Origin of the sequence: Streptomyces liliiviolaceus (assembly GCF_018070025.1) — a bacterium.
Classification (GTDB): domain Bacteria; phylum Actinomycetota; class Actinomycetes; order Streptomycetales; family Streptomycetaceae; genus Streptomyces; species Streptomyces liliiviolaceus.
In genome coordinates this window covers 4,833,088-4,849,992 of record NZ_JAGPYQ010000001.1, presented here as the reverse complement: position 1 = coordinate 4,849,992, position 16,905 = coordinate 4,833,088, and the positions used below count along the sequence as shown (strand labels likewise).

General features: G+C 67.8%; 15 protein-coding genes and 1 pseudogene. 6 read left to right on the top strand and 10 right to left on the bottom strand.

Features of this window, described 5'->3' with window-relative positions; all coding sequences use genetic code 11:
• Positions 1-3 precede the first annotated feature (3 nt).
• Both J8N05_RS21240 and J8N05_RS21235 read left to right on the top strand, forming a co-directional pair.
• A complete protein-coding gene (locus J8N05_RS21240) occupies positions 4-729 on the top strand; it encodes a mycothiol-dependent nitroreductase Rv2466c family protein (protein WP_210884946.1) in 726 nt (241 codons plus the stop codon).
• A gap of 199 nt (positions 730-928) precedes the next feature.
• On the top strand, positions 929-1,456 hold the full coding sequence (locus J8N05_RS21235) for a ferredoxin (RefSeq protein WP_210884945.1): 528 nt from the start codon (positions 929-931) through the stop codon (positions 1,454-1,456).
• Positions 1,457-1,802: 346 nt separating this feature from the next.
• Here J8N05_RS21235 and J8N05_RS21230 read toward each other — a convergent pair whose 3' ends face one another.
• The 9 genes and pseudogenes from J8N05_RS21230 to J8N05_RS21195 all read right to left on the bottom strand — a co-directional run bounded on the left by J8N05_RS21230 (position 1,803) and on the right by J8N05_RS21195 (position 9,457).
• Positions 1,803-2,111, bottom strand: a complete 309-nt coding sequence (locus J8N05_RS21230; protein WP_210884944.1) for a DUF6221 family protein — start codon at positions 2,109-2,111, stop codon at positions 1,803-1,805.
• A gap of 76 nt (positions 2,112-2,187) precedes the next feature.
• Positions 2,188-3,002 (bottom strand): IS5 family transposase gene (locus J8N05_RS21225; protein WP_210884943.1). Its coding sequence is split into 2 segments (ribosomal slippage): positions 2,188-2,651 and positions 2,651-3,002, totalling 816 coding nucleotides; the frame shifts between segments, so codons are not numbered across the junction.
• Positions 3,003-3,142: 140 nt separating this feature from the next.
• The gene (locus tag J8N05_RS21220) at positions 3,143-3,544 is read right to left on the bottom strand and encodes an Imm32 family immunity protein (RefSeq protein ID WP_210884942.1); all 402 of its coding nucleotides are present in this window, start codon (positions 3,542-3,544) and stop codon (positions 3,143-3,145) included.
• Positions 3,541-5,550, bottom strand: a pseudogene (locus J8N05_RS21215) (polymorphic toxin-type HINT domain-containing protein); the annotation flags it as partial. The gene J8N05_RS21220 and the pseudogene J8N05_RS21215, both read right to left, overlap by 4 nt.
• Positions 5,547-6,122 carry an RHS repeat domain-containing protein gene (locus tag J8N05_RS48190; protein ID WP_407699921.1) on the bottom strand — a complete coding sequence of 192 codons (576 nt, stop codon included), beginning with the start codon at positions 6,120-6,122 and terminating at the stop codon, positions 5,547-5,549. The gene J8N05_RS48190 and the pseudogene J8N05_RS21215, both read right to left, overlap by 4 nt.
• Positions 6,123-6,414: 292 nt before the next feature.
• Positions 6,415-6,774, bottom strand: coding sequence for a hypothetical protein (locus J8N05_RS21210; RefSeq protein WP_247706381.1), 360 nt, complete (start codon positions 6,772-6,774; stop codon positions 6,415-6,417).
• Between the two features lie 193 nt (positions 6,775-6,967).
• Positions 6,968-7,645 (bottom strand): RNA 2',3'-cyclic phosphodiesterase, encoded by a 678-nt coding sequence (gene thpR, locus J8N05_RS21205; protein ID WP_210884940.1) that lies wholly within the window; start codon positions 7,643-7,645, stop codon positions 6,968-6,970.
• Between the two features lie 282 nt (positions 7,646-7,927).
• Complete coding sequence (locus J8N05_RS21200; RefSeq protein WP_210884938.1) at positions 7,928-8,662, bottom strand: ANTAR domain-containing protein; 735 nt, start codon at positions 8,660-8,662, stop codon at positions 7,928-7,930.
• Between the two features lie 54 nt (positions 8,663-8,716).
• On the bottom strand, positions 8,717-9,457 hold the full coding sequence (locus J8N05_RS21195) for a GAF and ANTAR domain-containing protein (RefSeq protein ID WP_210884936.1): 741 nt from the start codon (positions 9,455-9,457) through the stop codon (positions 8,717-8,719).
• A 769-nt stretch (positions 9,458-10,226) separates the two neighbouring features.
• On the opposite strand from J8N05_RS21195, the gene J8N05_RS21190 reads away from it, so the two are divergent.
• Together J8N05_RS21190 and J8N05_RS21185 are read left to right on the top strand one after the other, a co-directional pair.
• Positions 10,227-10,898: an ANTAR domain-containing protein gene (locus J8N05_RS21190; protein WP_210884935.1), complete on the top strand. Its 672-nt coding sequence runs from the start codon at positions 10,227-10,229 to the stop codon at positions 10,896-10,898.
• A 409-nt stretch (positions 10,899-11,307) separates the two neighbouring features.
• Positions 11,308-12,546 carry a PAS domain-containing protein gene (locus tag J8N05_RS21185; RefSeq protein ID WP_210884934.1) on the top strand — a complete coding sequence of 413 codons (1,239 nt, stop codon included), beginning with the start codon at positions 11,308-11,310 and terminating at the stop codon, positions 12,544-12,546.
• Positions 12,547-12,787: 241 nt separating this feature from the next.
• Here the strand turns inward: J8N05_RS21185 and J8N05_RS21180 are convergent, their stop codons facing one another.
• The gene (locus tag J8N05_RS21180; protein ID WP_210884933.1) at positions 12,788-13,591 is read right to left on the bottom strand and encodes a MerR family transcriptional regulator; all 804 of its coding nucleotides are present in this window, start codon (positions 13,589-13,591) and stop codon (positions 12,788-12,790) included.
• Positions 13,592-13,921: 330 nt separating this feature from the next.
• Between J8N05_RS21180 and J8N05_RS21175 the strand changes: the two genes are divergently transcribed.
• Together J8N05_RS21175 and J8N05_RS47520 are read left to right on the top strand one after the other, a co-directional pair.
• On the top strand, positions 13,922-14,977 hold the full coding sequence (locus J8N05_RS21175) for an aldo/keto reductase (RefSeq protein ID WP_210884932.1): 1,056 nt from the start codon (positions 13,922-13,924) through the stop codon (positions 14,975-14,977).
• A gap of 215 nt (positions 14,978-15,192) precedes the next feature.
• Positions 15,193-16,857 carry a hypothetical protein gene (locus J8N05_RS47520; RefSeq protein WP_247706380.1) on the top strand — a complete coding sequence of 555 codons (1,665 nt, stop codon included), beginning with the start codon at positions 15,193-15,195 and terminating at the stop codon, positions 16,855-16,857.
• Positions 16,858-16,905: the final 48 nt, after the last annotated feature.

Here is a 16,905-nt window from a genome sequence, read left to right as displayed (position 1 = left end):
ACGATGACGAAGAAAGCCGACATCAACTTCTACTTCGACCCCGTCTGTCCCTTCGCGTGGATGACCAGCAAGTGGATTCGGCTGGTTCAGGCACAGCGCGATTACACCGTCGAGTGGCGGTTCATCTCCCTGCGCCTGATCAACTCGCACCTCGACTACGACAGCCACTTCCCCTCGGAGTACGAGGCCCAGCACCCGGCGGGCCTGCGGCTGCTGAGAGTGGCCTCGGCGGCCCGGGAGAGACACGGTCGCGACGTGACCGGACCGCTCTACCAGGCCTTTGGCGCGCGCATCATGGAGGTCGGACCCGACGAAGGGCGGGCCCCCGGGTGGCAGGCCGACCCTGCCCTCGTCTCGGAGGCCCTCGCGGAGGCCGGCCTCCCGATCTCGCTCGTCGACGCACTCGACGACACGGCCCGCGATGTCGAGATCCAGGCCGAGTCCGACGAAGCGCTGTCACTGACGGGCAAGGACGTCGGCACACCGATCGTGCACTTCGAGCCGCCCGAGGGCGTCGCCTTCTTCGGGCCGGTGATCAGTCGGCTGCCCGGCGAGGAGCAGGCGGGGGTGCTGTGGGATCACGTCATCGGTCTCGCCCGATTCCCCGGCTTCGCCGAGCTCAAGCGCAGTCTGCGTGAGCGGCCGCAACTGCCGTCGTTCGGGGTGACGCCAGGGCGGACGGGCAGGACCGAGGACTGGCACGCGGGAAGCCGCCGACTCAAGAAGTAGGCGCAGGAGCGCTTCGGTGCCGACCGGCCCCGGCTCCCGATGCGGAGTGGGAGATACACGCCGGGCGCGGGGGCGCGCAGCGGGAGCTCGGTGCGGACGGGGCGGTCCGTGAGATGAGCCCGGGGTCGATGGCGTGCGGAGAGTACGAGGACCTAAAGCCTGTCCGGTGGATCGATCATCACATGGCTAACCTTGTCCCGTGGACCTCTACTTCGATCCGGTGCCTGTGCTCGGCGATGCGCGCGGAGCGTTCCTGGGACAGTGGTCGGATCGGAAGTGGCTCAACGTGCCCGGACCGTTCTACGGCGCTGGAACCGACAACTGCGGCACCGGCCGTATCCACGCCCCGGAGCTCGTGCTCTACGAGGCCGACCACTTCACCGAATACGTGTACCGGCAGCCCCGGACGCCGGAGGAGCTTCAGCAGCTGGTTGACGCAGCGGAGGCTGAGGCCTTCTCCGGCTACGGCTGTGACGGTGACGCTCAATGGACGCCGACAGCGGTCCGGGAGTGGTGGTGTGACCGAGGGCGGATCAGGGAGTACCTGGTGAACAGGCGTGCCGACTGGGAGGCCGACGACGCGAAGGCCGGGCAGGGCGTGGGCGACGCGGCCTTGGACTACGCCGCCTACCTCGACGGCGAGCTGGCGTCGCACCTGCGTGTCTATCTCTTCTGGCTTGAGGAGCGACGCACTCCCACTGTTGCGGACCGACTGCCGCAACTCTGATGACAGCGGTGCGTCAGCCGCAGAGCTGGAGCTGTTACGTCCGACCCTCGGCCTGGTCGACGTGCGCGTCAGGCAACCCTCCGAAGCCGACCTTGATGCTCTGGAGGACACGGCTGGCCGCAGCCGCGCTGCCGGTCTCGATGTCCTTGGAAATCCTTTGTGTGAGTAAGAGGTCGTCTCAGTTGGTGTTTTGACGGCCGGTCTCGTAGGCGAGTTGTGGACAAGAATGAGAGCGGAAGGGCGGAGGGCTACCGCGTCGGCGCTGCGCCTCGCGGACGAGCTAATCGCAGTAGGCCGCCGAGTGGTAGTGGACGCGCTCAGCAAGCCCTCGATGGCCTGTAGGGGCCTACTCGTCGTCAGGAGCCCACTCTGTTCGATATCCCGGGCGATCGGAGTAGCTGGTCAACGCGAGAACCCGCACAGCCCAGTCACTGTGGAGAGCCTCGTAGTCCCCGAGGTCAGCGTGATCCGGGTCGCGCCAGGCGGCGAGAACGTCGCGCTTCATGGCAATTGTGCGTGCCGGAGCATAGAGCGCGGCGAGCGGGCTCTCGGGGGTCAGCCCATCGGGTAGCCAGAGCTCGGGGGGCTGGTCTGCGGCTGTTGCCTCGTCGACGTTGATCTGCTCATGCAGCCAGGTGATCAGTTCGGCGGTCATACCCAGCATGATTCCTTCTGCCACTGACAGTAGTGCAGTCCAGGTTTCTCCCGTGGTACGTCCAGAGGACCTGGCGTCAGAACTGGTCCGCGTTGGTGCTCCGGCGAAAGCAGATGAGGGTACTGGCGATACCGACGAAGGCCAGGAAGTGCTCAGCCTTGCGTTCGTAGCGGCGGTGCAGACGACGGCATCCGTTCAGCCACGACATCGTGCGCTCGACCACCCAGCGGTGCCGGCCAAGACGGTCGCTGGCTTCAACCCCACGACGGGCGATTCTTGGCACGATCTGTCGGCGGCGCAGCCAGCTGCGCAGGTGGTCGAAGTCGTACGCCTTGTCCGCATGCAGTTTGGCCGGTCGACGACGCCGGGGGCCGCGCCGGGAGCGGATGGGCGGGATGCCTAGCATCATTGGCGCAAGCGCTTGGCTGTCGTGGAGGTTGGCGCCGGAGATGCCGATGGAGAGCGGGAGTCCGTTGCGGTCACAGATGACATGGATCTTTGACCCGAGCTTCCCGCGATCGGTCGGATTCGGTCCGGTCAAGGGCCCCCTTTGACCGCCCGAATACTGATTGAGTCGATCGCGCAACGCGACCAGTCGAGTTCGCCGTTTGCACCGAGGCGGTCCAGCACGACCCGGTGTAGCTTCGCCCATACCCGAGCCCTGGACCAGTCAGTGAAGCGTCGGTGGACGGTCTGCCAGGAGGCGCCGAAAACTGGCGGCAACTGCCGCCAGGTGCAGCCCGATGTCGCAACGAAGATGATCGCGGCCAGCACGGCGCGGTCATCACACCTCTGCCGTCCGCCGCCCTGTGCGCGCACCGGCGGTCCCGGCGCCACATTCTGGAAGATCTCCCACAGTCCGTTCGACACCAGCCGCTCAACTATGCCCATGCCGAGACAACGAGCCGCCGCCAATCAAGGATCTACCTCACTTCTCGGGGTGACTTAACGTGATCATGGGTGGACCTTCTTGAGATGCCTTCAGTGAATGAGGCCGCACGTCAGAGGAGTGAGAGCGTAGTCGGTCAACGTCATCGGTCCTTGCGGGAAACTACAAGCGAGACGGGTGACTCTGCCAGGTAATAGTGGCCCTCGTGGTGCTCAATATGCTGATGCTCTCCTGGATCTCCTTCTCGGCCCAGGTCCCGAATATTGTCTGCCAACACGGTCATGGACTCTTCGGAGCCTGTGAAGGTCAGCATCTTCTGGCCCTCATCTACAGCCATGAGGACCATCCGGTCTTCGCGTAGTTCTATTCGAATGCCGGAGAGATAGGACGTGTACGGAGAAGGGTCAGACCCTACGGACATGACTACTTCTGCGCCGTCCTGCAGCAGAGCGTTCCCCAACTCCTCGAGAGCGGCTGCCGATCCTGCTATATCCACCTCGTTGGTGGCGGCGGAGTAGCGGATGGTCGCATCGATGGAAATCACGGAATGTCTCCGGTTCTGGCTGTGCTTGGATCGATCGGAGTGTGCGGGTCCTTCAATGGCCCTCCGCGTACTGTCCTGCCGTTGATCTGTGTCTCCAGGTTCAGGTGCGGGCCTTCGTTTTGCACATGCGGTGACTTGGGGTTGATGTCGAAGCGCGCTATCTGGGTGATTCTGCTGCCCTGGGCATCCCGGAATTGTCTCATGAATTGCCAGCCGCCGCTCTTCGAAACGATCATGCGCCCTTCGCCGCCGACGAAGTCGGCCGCCCGGGAGACTGCCTCGTCCATCGTGATCGGGCAGGTGGAGTTGTGGACCAGGACGGGTGTGTGCCCGGCTAGCACATAGTAGGTGTGCAGGTCGGCGACCGTGAGGTTGTATGTGCGGGCGTGCTTGGTGAAGGACCGGTTGCCGGTGACGAGGACCGTGTCCTTTTCGTCGGTGAGCAGGGTCATGCCCGCGGTCAGGGCACCGGCCTCGATCCAGTCGTCCTCGGAGGGTGACCAGAAGGGGTGCTCGTGAGTGGCGGTGAGTTTATCGATGCCGTCGTCGGTGGCGATGGACAGTTCACTGAACTGTTTGTCGCTGTTGGTGACGATGAGGCGGGTGACTTTTCGGGGCCCGGATTCGCGGGATTCAGGGTCAGTTGCCAGGACTTCGTCACCGAGTTCGATGTCCTCGATGTTCTTGGTAGAGCCGTCGGCCATCAGAACGTCCGTGCCGGCGAGGAAGCACTTGCAGCCGATCGCCCTTACTGACTTCGCTGCCTTGCTTCCTGCTTTCCCGCCGGCGACCAGGGTCCCGATGAAATCTTCGATCAGCTTGGCGCGCTCGAATCCCTTGGCGTCCGACACGCACTTGTTGAAGTTTTCGACGCAGTAGTTGGCGGCGATACGTTTGGCTTTCGCTGCGTCACTGTGCTTCAAAAGGTACTTCAGGGCTTGACGGCAGCCCTCCCTGCCGAAGCATGAGTTGCTGTCTCCGCTGTTCTCATGGGCCGGGGTGATCCAGTAATTCGTGTCCGGCGAGTCCCCGTTCGGACTGCTCATGGAGAAGTAGCGCAGCAGGTCTTGGATGTTGTTCGTCTTGGGCGTCTGGCTGGCCACCCATGTTGTTCCGGTGCCTGAGCTGCTTCCCGAGCTGTTGGTGGTGTTGGAGCCGTATGACGTCTTGTCGAGGACTCCGTCGCCGTTGTGGTCGTCCTTTGCGCAGGGTGTGTCGAATCCGGCGCCGCAGGCGACCTTCAGGCCCGTCGGGTCGCTCTTGCTCACCGGGCTGTTGTTGGCGTATGCGTATCCGTTCATCTGCAGCGGGTCGGCGACGTCGATGATCGGGTCGGCCGACAGGAAGCGGCCCGTGCTCTGGTCGTACTCGCGGGCTCCGATGTGGGTCAGTCCGGTGGCCTTGTCGTCGATGCCGACGCCGAGGAAGGTGCGCTTGTTGGGCCACGTCGTCGGCCTGGTGCCGCGGACTTCGCCGTAGGGCTTGAATGCGCGGCGGGTGACGGGCTGGCCGCTGGAGAGTCCGACCGTGGTGTTGGCCGTGCCGAGGTGGTCGGTGAGCAGCACGGTGAGGGTGTGGCCCGTGGCGCTGCTGGTGGTGGTGCGGGTGACGGCCGGGGCGCCGGGGTGGGTGTAGGTGCGGGAAGCGCGGGTGATGGCGCCGGAGGCGTTGGTGGTTACCTCGGTCTCGCCCAGGTAGAGGGTGGAGCCCGAGGGCGAGGCCTCCAGGAGGCGGTTGCCGTCGGCGTCGTAGACGTAGGTCGTCTTCTTGCCGTCGTCGGTGATGGTGTCGAGTGTGTTCTCGGCCGTCCAGGTCAGGTTCTGGGTGGCGTCGGGGAGGTCGCGGACTTCGGTGTTTCCCACGGCGTCGTAGGTGTAGCTGCTGTCCTTGCCGGAGGGGGTGGAGCTGATCCACTTCATGGTGTGCGGCTGCGGGCTGTTGTAGCCGTAGCTGTAGCCGGTGGGGGTGTAGGTGGAGGCGTAGGTGCCGGCCAGGCCGGTGGTCATCGTGTTGGACGTGATGACCGTCTCGCTGCCGGTGGGCCGGTATTCGGTGTCGTAGCCGGGACGCGGTTGGTGTAGTCGCCGTTGGTGGTGTGCCGGGTGGCGGCGACGGGCTGGCCGAGCGCGCCGGGCAGCGTGTCGTAGGTGAACGACTTGACGGGCGTGGCGGTCGCGGAACCTTCCCGGATGTATCTGATCCGGCTGAGTTCGTCGTACTCGGTGTACGTGGTACGGGACTTGGCGTCCGTGACCTTGTTCGGCCGGTCCGCGTCGTCGTAGCCGGTATCCGTTTTCCCCACGTCGGGATCGGTGGTGGACGTCATGCGGCCGCGGGCGTCGTAGGTGTACGTCCAGGCGTTGCCTGCCGGGTCGGTGACCTTGGTGCGATAGCCGCGGGCGTCGTACTCGTAGGCGGTCACGTGCCCGCTGTCCGAGCTCGAGTCGTCGTTGCTGTAGTGCTTGACGGAGGTGACGCGGCCGAGCGCGTCGGTGGAGGTCCGGGTCCGGGGAACGGTCGAGCCGGCCGGGTTCACGTAGGTGCTGGTGTCGCTGTGCGTGAGGTACGTCGCGTACATGTAGTCGCCGTCGTGGTATGTCGACTGGCGGACCTGGCGCTCCAGGCCGTCGTAGCCCCGTCTCCTGGGCGAGACGCGCGTTGGAGCGTCCGCGCGCGGCGTGCAGCACCAACTGTGCACGCACCCGCAGGCGGTACTTGGTCTTGTGGTTGTAGGCCATCGTCTTCAACCGGGCGCGTTCGGCGGCACTCGGAGCTATTCATCGCACCGGGCTGAGCCCGACGCATGCTCCTCTGCCTTCAGCTGACCGTCCGCAGTGTCACCGACCAGGTCATGCGTCGGTCCGCTCGTGTCACCCACGTTGCGCTTCTGGCCGTTGCCCTGATGCGATTGGACCCGACGGCGGCCGAATCCTTGACGGAACGGATGCCGGACTGATCACGCTGCGGGTGGAGACGATCTTGCGCTGGAACAGGAACGGCATGGGCGGGCTCCAGACCTTGTCGTGCGGGTCGAAGCGCCGCAGGATCGGGACCGGGCTGCCGTCGCGGGTGTGCCGGCGGATGACGGACGCGATGACGTGGAACAGTTCGCCGGACATCGGGATGACGCGCTCGCGGTTGGTCTTGCTCGGGCTGATGACCAGGAGGGTGACCGTCTCACCGTTGTCGCGTTGGTAGTGGCGGATGCTGAGGTGGCTGATCTCGCACATCTCCTCGATGCGGGCGCCTGAGTGGCGAAGGGTTTCGCCGGTTGCCCAGTCCCAGAAGGCTGTCGCTTCTTCTGTCGGTGCCCTGTACGGCGGACCCTGAGGACCAGAGACCAGTCACGATTGTGTAGTTGGCCCTGAGTGCGCGCCTCCTTAACCGGCGGGCTTCACCGGCGGGGCGACCGGCCCGCCGGGTTCAGGGTGCGTGGGGCTGCGGCGGCGTCAACGCAGAGCCCGAACCGCCCCGCTGTTCACGCGGAGCAGCCTGCGGCGGTTTCGGATCGGGACGCCTTTGCCCCGCGGCCAGGGGCCATGCGTCGACGTCCTGGTAGCGCCGCGGGCCTGGGTGGCCTCGTTCCGTGCTGCCGACCAGGTGGAGGCGTTCGGTCCGCCAGGGGCGTCCGGTGAAGCCGTCGAGGCAGGCGGTCGCCGCCGTTATGGACGCGGTGTCGGAGCGGCGAGCGCGGGCCAGCGTGAGGTGGGGACGCAGCGGACGTTCGACGAAGGCGATGCCGCAGTCCTTGACCCGCGCCCGTACCGTGTCGGCCAGCTCGTGCAGTCCGTCGAGATCGCCCTCGATGCCGCTCCACAGCACCCGCTCGTCGAAGTGTCCGCCACCGAGCAGTGCCAGTTCGAGAGGGGAGCTGGCAGCCGCCAGGTCGGCGAGGGGTGCACGCAGCCGCTGGACGGCCTGCACCGGCAGCTCGCCCAGGAAGGCCAGGGTGATGTGCCAGTCCTCGATGCGGTTCCAGCGCAGGTCCGGGTAGGCGGCGTAGGCCGGGCTCAGCGCGTGTGCCAGCTCGACCTTCGCCTCGTCGGGCGGGGCGAGCGCGATGAACGCGTGCTGGGTGGCGGTCCGGGGCGGTTCGGTCACGGATGTCTTCTTACCTCATGCGTCCGCGGGGTCGAAGCCTGACTGCCCGCATCCCGGACGTCCATCGCGCATCCCTGGTCGTCTTCCCCATAACTGATGTGGCGAGAGGATCAGGCACATTCGCCCGAGTGAGGGGGGAGGGGGACAGATCAGATCACGTCGTGCAGTTGGCGGCGATGCACGGTCGTTCCTGCTTGGCGCGCAGCCTCGCTTCGCTCCTCGGCGGGGGCGACGCGGCCGTGGTGCATCCCCTCCAGTGACCCCACGCCGATGATCACCCTGTTACGTACCGTGGTCTCGGCTGCCATCCTTCTTCAGCTGGAGCCGGTGATGGAGGATGTCGCGGGCGCAGGTGAGTATGGACCGGTTCTGGCTGTAGGCGTGGGCGCGCAGGAGGACCAAGGCCTGGGCGCAGGTGATGTCGAGTTGGTTGGAGAGCATGCCGGTGGCCTGGTGGACCTCGGCGAAGTGCAGGCCGGGTTCGTCGAGGAGGAGGCTGCTCATGGCCCCGGGGCGGGCGGCCTGGTCGATGATGACCTGGGCGAGGGTGGTGGTCAGGGCGAAGGTGTCGGCGAGCCGGTCGGCGCTGAGGGGGCCGGGGCTGGTGCGGTGGCCGGTGAGCGCGCCGAGGGTGATGACGCCGATGCGTACGGGAAAGGCGAACACCGCGGCGATGCCCAGGTCTTGGATGGCGCCGGGCAGGGTGGGCCAGCGGGTTGCGGCGGTGGCGGTGGGATCGCTGAGGTCGGGCAGCAGGAGGAGTGTGCCGTCTCGGGCGGCGTCGAGGCTGGGTCCCTGTCCCTGCGTCAGTTGCAGGTCCTCCAGGGCGAGGGTGCGGGGGCCGAAGGACTGCACCAGTTCGACGGGCCCCTGGGCGGGGGCGAGCAGGAAACCCAGGCCGTCCAGGCCGAGTGCCGCGGCGCAGGCCTGAAGCGGCAGCGGGGCGAGTTCCGGTCCCGGGTGAACGTGCAGAGCCCGGAGGTAGGAGGCCATCGCCGACAGCACCATGGTGCTCACCCCTCCGCTCTGCTCGTCGGCCCGGCAGCTCGGAGAGCGGCCGGGCGCGGCTGTTTAGTGTCCGGGATCGAGCAGGGAGGCGTCGGCGGTGCCGTCCAGGATCTGGCGGGCGATGTCGGTGAGCCGGACCTGGTGTTCACGTGCGTGGACCCGCATCAGCGTGAACGCCTCCTCGACGCTGACCCGGCGGCGCTGGGAGAGGGAACCCTTGGCCTGTTCGACGATGACGCGGCTGTCGAGGGCCGCCTGGAGTTGCACGGTGATGTTCATCTGCTCGGTCACCGCCCGCTGTTGGAGGATGCCGATGGTCGCGGTGTCCGCCAGGGCCTGGCCCAGCCGCAGTTGGGAAGGATCCAGCGGGCCGGTTTGGTCGCGGAACAGGTTGAGGGCGCCGATCACCTGTTCGTGCATCCGCAGCGGGGCTGCCACCACCGAGGTGAAGCCCATCTCCAGGGCCCGGGGCGCGAACCGGGGCCAGCGGGTGCGGGCCGCTTCGGTGTCGAGCGGCATATCGGGCATCTGGACGCCGGAGTGGTAGCAGTCCCGGCAGGGGCCCTCGTCCCACTCGATGCTGTCCATCTCCAGTTGGCGGGTGTGGTCGTCCGAGGCGGCCGCGTCCACCAACTGTCCTTGCGGGGTGGCCAACAGGACTCCCGCGGCCCGCACCTCCAGCAGTCCCACACAGTGCTCGGTGAGCGTGTGCAGGAAACTGATCACGTCGAAGTCCCGCACCAGCGTGTCGGAGAGCTCGACGAAAGCGGCAGCCAACCGATCGTCACGCGACCTGTCCGGCATGCCCACTCGCCTCCCAAGTCGCGTGGACACCCCTTCAGCAGGCGTCCTCTCCTTACTGACACCGCCCAGTATCGTCAAGACTCCGGACCGTAGCTAGAGAACCCCGGCCTCATTTTCACTGCCCCCGACGTCCCATCCCGGTGGGGTCGCCCCGTGTTCCCGGCCCTTGGCTGCCCGGTCCCGTGGCGGAGGGCGAGAGCTATGCCGTCCCGCCGTGCATGTGGTGGGGTGCGGCCTTCCGATCATCCGGCTTTCCTTCTACGCTCATGAGCAGGTGACGTTGGGCGCGATGCCCATGCCGCAGGCTCCCAGCCCTTGAGCCGTGACGACCACACAGAGCCGGCTGGAGCCGCGCCGCCGACAACGCAGCTCCAGCCTCCGCCCGGCCCGGCACACCCGGCGAGGCAACTCCCGCGGCCTCGCATCGCCGGGAGGGCATGCCCGCGCGAGGAACCGATCGAGGAGGGGGCTCCCGACCCCTCGCGCTTCCTGGCCGCCGCCGCACCCGATGGGCGGCGGCCGGCACCTTCAGCGTCTCACCTTGGGCTCGGCCTGTCCGCCCCCGAACCGAGACACTCTGCCGCCCGGCCCGCTGAGGCAGGCATCGACCTCCTGGCGTGGCAGGCCTAGCGCGTGAGGCGGGCAGTGCGGTGAGATCTGTGACGGTCCGCCTGTCACGGTGTGTGGTGGTCGTACTACGCTGCCGGTGTGCGGCTGGCGCCGGCCGCACGGCGCGGAAAGCTTGCGGGAGCGGCGGAAGGGTGTAGGGATGGGGCCTTCGGTCCGGGATCTTCTGGACGCCCTGCATACGGCGGCGACCGAGGAGGAGCACCGGCGGTGGGCGGTGGCCTGCGCGCGGGCTCTGGGTCTGGACGGGATGGCCGTCTCGGTGGGCCGGGAACTGGTGTGGTTCAGCGACGCGACCAGTGAACGGCTGGAGGATCTGCAGTTCGTCCTGGGGCAGGGGCCCGGCCTGCTGTTCCAGGACGAGACGACGGTTGAGGTGCCCGACCTGGAGCGGCTGCTGCTGCGGCAGTGGCCGCAGTTCGCCGCGGAGGCGGAGGTGCTGGGGGTGGCGGCCGTGTTTGTCTGGCCGGTGCACATCGGTGCCGTACAGGTCGGAACGATGACCGGCTATCGCCGCACAACCGGCCCGCTGACCGGCCGGGCGTCGACGGAGGGCTGGCTGGTCGCCGACGCGCTCGCCCAGCGGGTGGTGCGCCTGTGGCCCTCTGCCGGCGAGGCCGTGGACGGTCCCGGCCATGCGGGGGCCGTCGACCTGCACCGGGCCGAGGTGCACCAGGCGACCGGTGTGCTGAGCGTGCGCCTCGGTGTTCCGCTCGCGGAAGCGCTGGACCGACTGCGGGCCCAGGCCTACACCTCGGGCCGCTCTCTGGCGGACGCCGCCCGCGCTGTCATCGCGCGGGAGCTGCCAGGATGACAGCGAAGGATCCAGCGGCCGGCCTGGTGGGGCCGCGCCAGGGAGTACACCCATGAGCAGGCAGGAGCGCATCGCTCGCATCCACCGCTCCCGGCCAGCCCCAGACCGGCACCCCTGAGACCGACTGACGCCCCTGCCCCCTGCAGCCGCTGCGCAGCCCCCACCTTGTACGAGGGCGGCGCGCTGCCGTGCACCGGCGCCGGCACCGCCGACGCGACGGCCACGGGCCACGGGCCACGTGCTACGGGCGGGTGACGGCAGGCCTGGGACGCCCTCCCGCAAAGTGCTGACGGCCGGTCAGCGGGCAGGACTACGCTGGCGATGGACACCCGTCATGGTCCCGAATTTCGGCAGGTGCATGCCCGTGCACGAAGTGCTGCGTGTCACAACGGACAGCCCTGTGTTCGAAGTGACCACCGCCCCCTACGTGGTGCTCGACACGGATTTCCGGATCCGCGGGGTCAACGCGGCCTACCTGCACGCCACCGGACGCGAGCGCGAGGAACTGCTCGGCGCGTACATGTTCGACGCGTTCCCCGACGACCCCCGGGACGCTGACGCGACCGGCGTACGCAACCTCACCGCCTCCCTGGAACGGGTCCTGCGCCGCGGTGCACCGGACGACATGGGCATCCAGCGCTACGACATCCCCGACATCCGCGTCGCCGGGGCCTTCCAACGCCGGGCCTGGAGCCCGGTCAACTCCCCTCTGACGGACGCCGACGGCCACGTGGTCGGCGCCCTGCACCACGTCGAGGACGTCACCGCGGTGCACGAGGCTCTGTACCGCGCCCACCGCGACGACAGGACGGACACCGCGCGCCCGCCGGCCGTGGTGCTGCGCCGCGCCATGCTGGCCCTCACCCGCTACGAGCGCGCGGCCCGGGCCGTCGCCGCCGGTCGCGCCAACCCCGGCGGGCCGTCTCCCTCCGCAGTCCTGCCGGTCGCCGAGGTCGCCCGCAGTGACGGGCTGTGGCACGCGGTCCTTCACGCCGCCCGCCACACCCGCCCCCGCGACTGCGCCGGTGCGGTGTGTGAGGCCGCCGTGCGGGAACTGTCAGCAGCCGATGCCGCCGTGATCACCCTGCACGGTGAGGGCCCGGAGAATTTTCAGCTCGCCGTCAGCTCCTCGTGGGGCCGACGTGCCGAAGAACTGCAGTACATCACCGGCGAGGGGCCCTCCCTGACCGCGTTCGACACGGGTGAACGCGTTCTCGTGCCCGACCTGGACCACGGCGCTGCCAGGTGGCCGCTGTTCGCCGAAGCCACGGCCGGTATCGCTGTCGGCGCAGTCTTCGCCTACCCCCTGCGCACGGCCACCGCCACCCTCGGCACCCTCACCCTCTACCGCAGGCGCGGCGCCACCGCCCCCGCGGGACCGCCCGCCGACGCGCAGGCCTTCGCGGAGATCACGACGGCGGTGCTGCTGGCCGACATGGACGGCGAGATCATCGAGGAGATCAGAGCGACCGCCGACCGGGACGACCTGAACACAGCCATCGGTATCGTCGCCGCGACCCAACACATCAGCCCCAGTGAAGCCGTCACCTGGCTGCAGACCATGGCACGCGCACAGAACCTGCCCCTCGCCGACCTCGCCCGCGCCATCCTCTCCCAGTACCCGCAGGACCCGGGCCCGCATCGGTGACGCTCGTGCCGGACGGTTGGAGGAGGACTACGCCGCCTTCGCACGCGGTCCGGACGGCAACAACATCGAAGCGGTCTGTGAGCGCCCTGAGTAGCTCCTTCTGCGCCCATCACCGACGGTAGGAGATGTCTGCCGGTTGAGTGCTGTCACACTTCTGGTCAGGTGGTGATGTTCGCGGGTGTTTCGGGGCAGGCCCGCGTGCGTCAGAGTCTGCGGCCCATCCGCGGACGTCCTGGGACTACTACGCGTCCGCCATGACAGGCCAGCAGATTTCGGTGGTCGAAGGGCTGGAGCCGTCCATCGACATGTAGTGCTCGCGGACGGGCCCCGAGACACCGATGTGCCGTTCCGTCACGTAGCTGCCCAGGGCACCGCACGTCAGATCCGAGCTCGCGCGGTCACCGTCGTGCACCGCGATCGCATAGCGGGCGGGCGGCAGGTGGCTCTCCACCAGCCGGGTACCGGACGGCACCGACAGGTCTGTGGGGACGAAGAGCGTAGCCCTTCCCGTGTCCTCGGTGAACAGCTCTCGTGTGGTGAGCCCGCCCAGTGGGCCGAGCGGGGCCTGATCGACACCGGCCAGGGCCGCCCGGATCTCTTGCAGAGCGTCGGCGTACCACGTGTGGTAATCGCCCAGAGCGATCATGTTGGTCAGGGCCCACACTCGTACGGCGGGCAGCGTGCGGAACTCGACGTCGATCTCCGTGGTCTCCGCGGTCAGGAGTTCACGCAGTGTCCGGACGGCTTCGCCGGTCTCGCGGAGCTGGTCCTCCATGCGCGTCAGATGCGCGGCGATGATCGCGTTGCGGTCCTCCGCGCTTTCCGCCCCCAGCACTGCCTTCACGTCCGGCAACGGCATGTCCAGCCCGCGGTAGCACCGGATGATCTGTGCTTGGGCGACCTGATCGGTGCCGTAGTGCCGGTATCCGGTGTGCGGGTCGGTGTGAGCCGGTTCCAGCAGGCCGACTTCATGGTAGTGGCGCAGCGCCTTCTTGCTCAGATGCGTTACGAAGGCGAACTCCCCGATGGTGAGGCGTGCCGTCACGTCTTCTCCTTCGCGAACATGCTGCGGGGCTCGGGGACCCAAGGGTAGGGGCGGCAGGCCCTGGCCCACGGCAGCGAGCGGAGTGACCGACCCAGGTCTGTCACGTCACGGTCACCGCGACAAGAGTTGACCTTCCCCCTACAGGAAGGTCAACCGTCGTCCGAAGCGGGACGGGGTCACGGCCCTCGATCGGCTGGACAGGTGCGCAGGCTTCCCGTCCTGTCCCGAGCGTCGTGCGGGACATGCGCCACACGTAGCTCCGGCAGCCGCACCACCACCGACCTCTGCCCCTCGCTTCAAGACGATCAACTCATTCAGGAGAAGAGCTTCATGCGCTATACGACATTCGGGCGTCGATCCGGCCTGCGGGTCTCCGAGTACGCCCTCGGTACGGGGAACTTCGGGACGGCCTGGGCCAGCGGTACGGACGCCGCCGGCGCCCGCGCGATCTTCGACCGGTTCGCCGAGGCCGGCGGCACGTACCTGGACACCGCGGGCATGTACCAGGCGGGAGAGTCCGAGACGATCCTCGGTGACCTGTTGCGCGCCGACCGCGGACAGTTCGTGGTCTCGACGAAGTACGGTGCGAGCGATGCGGCGCGGCCGCACGTATCGCTGACGGGCGGTGGACGGAAGAACCTCGTCTCCTCGGTGGAGGCAAGCCTGAAGCGACTGCGCACGGACTACATCGACCTGCTGTGGGTCCACTTCCCCGACGGCGTCACACCCATGGACGAGATCGTTCGCGGCATGGACGATCTGGTGAGCTCCGGGAAGGTCCATCACGTCGGACTCTCGAACTTCCCGGCATGGCAGGTGTCGTCCGCGGCGACCCTGGCGGATCTGCGCGGCTGGGCGCCGATCGTCGGTATCCAGACGGAGTACAGCCTCGTCGAGCGGACCGCGGAGCGGGAACTGCTGCCGATGGCCGAAGCGCTCGGGCTGGCCGTGAACCTGTGGTCACCACTGTCCGGCGGGTTGCTGACCGGCAAGTACCGCAACGGAGGAGAGGGCCGGGCAACCGATCCCAGCCGGTTCGTGACCGCGGAATCCACCCATCAGCGCACCGCTGTCATCGATGCGGTCCTGGCGGTGGCCGAGGAGACGGGCGCGAGCGCCGCACAGGTGTCGATGGCCTGGTTGCGTGAACGGGGTACGAGGCCCGCCGCGACCCTCGTCCCGATCGTCGGACCGCGCACGCTGACCCAGCTGGACGACTACCTCGGCGCACTCGAAGTGACGCTCACCGATGAGCAGTACATACGGCTTGGCGAGGTCAGCGCCGTTGAACTGGGTGTCCCTCACGGGATCAATGGGATGATCCGCGAGAACCTCCTGGGCGGCGACGCAAGCCGGTTCACCGGCCCCCGCACCCCGATCGCCTGAAAACGACAACGCACCGCGTGCCGGGCCGGCCAACCACTTCACGTCCTGCGAGGTCGCCGAGAGGAATACCAAGGCCCTTGCCGAGAGGGGCGGTTGAGCCTGTCGTCCCGCAGCGCCAAGACGGTGTCCAGCTCGGTCCCCGGCGTGGATATGGTCCTCTCACCGTGTGCCACCGGGGGAACTGTTCCCGGCAGCGTAGTTACTGAGGAGGATCGGTGCCGTCGGTATCGGATGAAGTGCTGGTGTTTCGATTGTCGCGGCGCGCGTCGGACTCCGCGGAATGGCTGCCGACGTCACGGTTGCTGGTGCAGGTGGGCGACGGGAAGAGTGCGATACCGGCACACCTTTCCTGGGTCACCGAGGACGGTACACAGTCCTCGGTGGCCTTCTCGCCGGACATGGCGAGCTGCTACGGCCACCGCCGCACAACCAGCGGTGATGTGGTCGAGATCCGCGGCGAACGCGACGACCGGCGAGAGTACCCGGAAGGGGCTGACACTGCTCGCGGACATGAGTTCGCCACGGAGACCGAGGAGGCGGGGGACTGGCACCCGGCGGGACGACTGAGGGTGCTGATCGACGACGGCGGTGAGGCGCCCGTGCGGTGGCTGACCTGGGGCGATCAGACGGGCAACACCTGCTCCCTCGCGCTGCGTTCGGTGAGCCCGTCCGGTATCCCGGACGTCGGCGACCCGGTGAGCGTGTGGGCCAGTGCCGAGCATCGCGACGCCGGCGAGGTGGCCAGGAACCTAGTGGACGCATCGGCCGGCAAATGGTTCGCACCGCACAACCGTGCCGCCCTCGAAATTCAGCTGGCCCGGCCGATCGCGGTGGACCGATACGTTCTCACCTCCGCCGACGACGCCCCTGATCGCGACCCGGCGGCATGGACCCTGCGCGGCTCGGCGGACGGGCAGTTGTGGCGAACCCTCGACATCCGCTCCGGTCAGTCCTTCGGCGAGCGGCACCAGTCCAGGACGTACCGGATCGCCGAGCCAGGTACCTATGACCGCTATCGTCTCGACATCACGGGCAACAACGGCTCTCCCCACCTGCAACTCGAAGCCGTTCGGTTCCTGGCCGACGGCAGTGCCGGTTTCATCGGCTACCGCCAACGTGCGGGTCACGCCCCAGCCGCCTACCGGGGCATACGAATCGCGCAGGCAGCGGCACCGGATACGCCGGCGGAACCGCTGCCCGAGGATGCGCCGGCGCCTTCGAGAACGACGCCGACCACGTCAACGCCTGGATTCCCGCTGAACACGCTGAATTCCCAGGGAACGCCGATCTGGCTCAGCGAGTTGGCCAGCGACGATCCGCACCACACCCTGCACGTCGTGCGCGGCCTCGAACCGGCACAGGCACTGGAAGCGCTGGGCGCCAATCCGCAACTGTTCCAACCGTGCGAGCTGCCCGCTGCCAAGCCGGACCGGTGGAGCTCCCTGCCCGGTGCGGCCCTTGGCATCGAACCGGGAACTTCCGCCGCACTGTTGGCAGGACGCATCGGCGCGTGGACATTCGTCTACGACGACTCCGGGTTCACCGACCACGATGACACGATGTCGCTGTCCGCCGACGGCCGAGCGGCGGCCACGAGCATGTTCTCCATCAACGCCGACGCCAGTCTCACGTATACCGTCGACGGGACCCAGCTCGCCTGGATCGACGTCGACGACCTCGACCTCAAGAGGGATCTGCCCGGGATGCCGGACGAACTGCGCGCCGCGTTCCGGGCGGCCGGAACCGTCGCACACGACTATCTCAAGCCCGGCCAACCCGACTACGACATCTGTATGCGCGCCATCTGCGCTCTTGCCGGCCTCTCCTGCACTGTCGAAGACCTACGTCGAATCCCGCTACTGGTCACCCCTTTCGGCTGACCCTGAGCCCAAAACCGCTCCACCGCCGAGTCGCTTCGACGACCGAAC

Bases quoted from the DNA above. Each gene is read 5' to 3' on its own strand.
- J8N05_RS21240 (WP_210884946.1), top strand. From the start codon at position 4: ATGACGAAGAAAGCCGACATCAACTTCTACTTCGACCCCGTCTGTCCC.
- J8N05_RS21230 (WP_210884944.1), bottom strand. From the start codon at position 2,111: ATGACCGCCGAACTGATCACCTGGCTGCATGAGCAGATCAACGTCGAC.
- J8N05_RS48190 (WP_407699921.1), bottom strand. From the start codon at position 6,122: ATGTACGCGACGTACCTCACGCACAGCGACACCAGCACCTACGTGAAC.
- J8N05_RS21210 (WP_247706381.1), bottom strand. From the start codon at position 6,774: ATGTGCGAGATCAGCCACCTCAGCATCCGCCACTACCAACGCGACAAC.
- J8N05_RS21195 (WP_210884936.1), bottom strand. From the start codon at position 9,457: ATGCCGGACAGGTCGCGTGACGATCGGTTGGCTGCCGCTTTCGTCGAG.
- J8N05_RS21190 (WP_210884935.1), top strand. From the start codon at position 10,227: ATGGGGCCTTCGGTCCGGGATCTTCTGGACGCCCTGCATACGGCGGCG.
- J8N05_RS21175 (WP_210884932.1), top strand. From the start codon at position 13,922: ATGCGCTATACGACATTCGGGCGTCGATCCGGCCTGCGGGTCTCCGAG.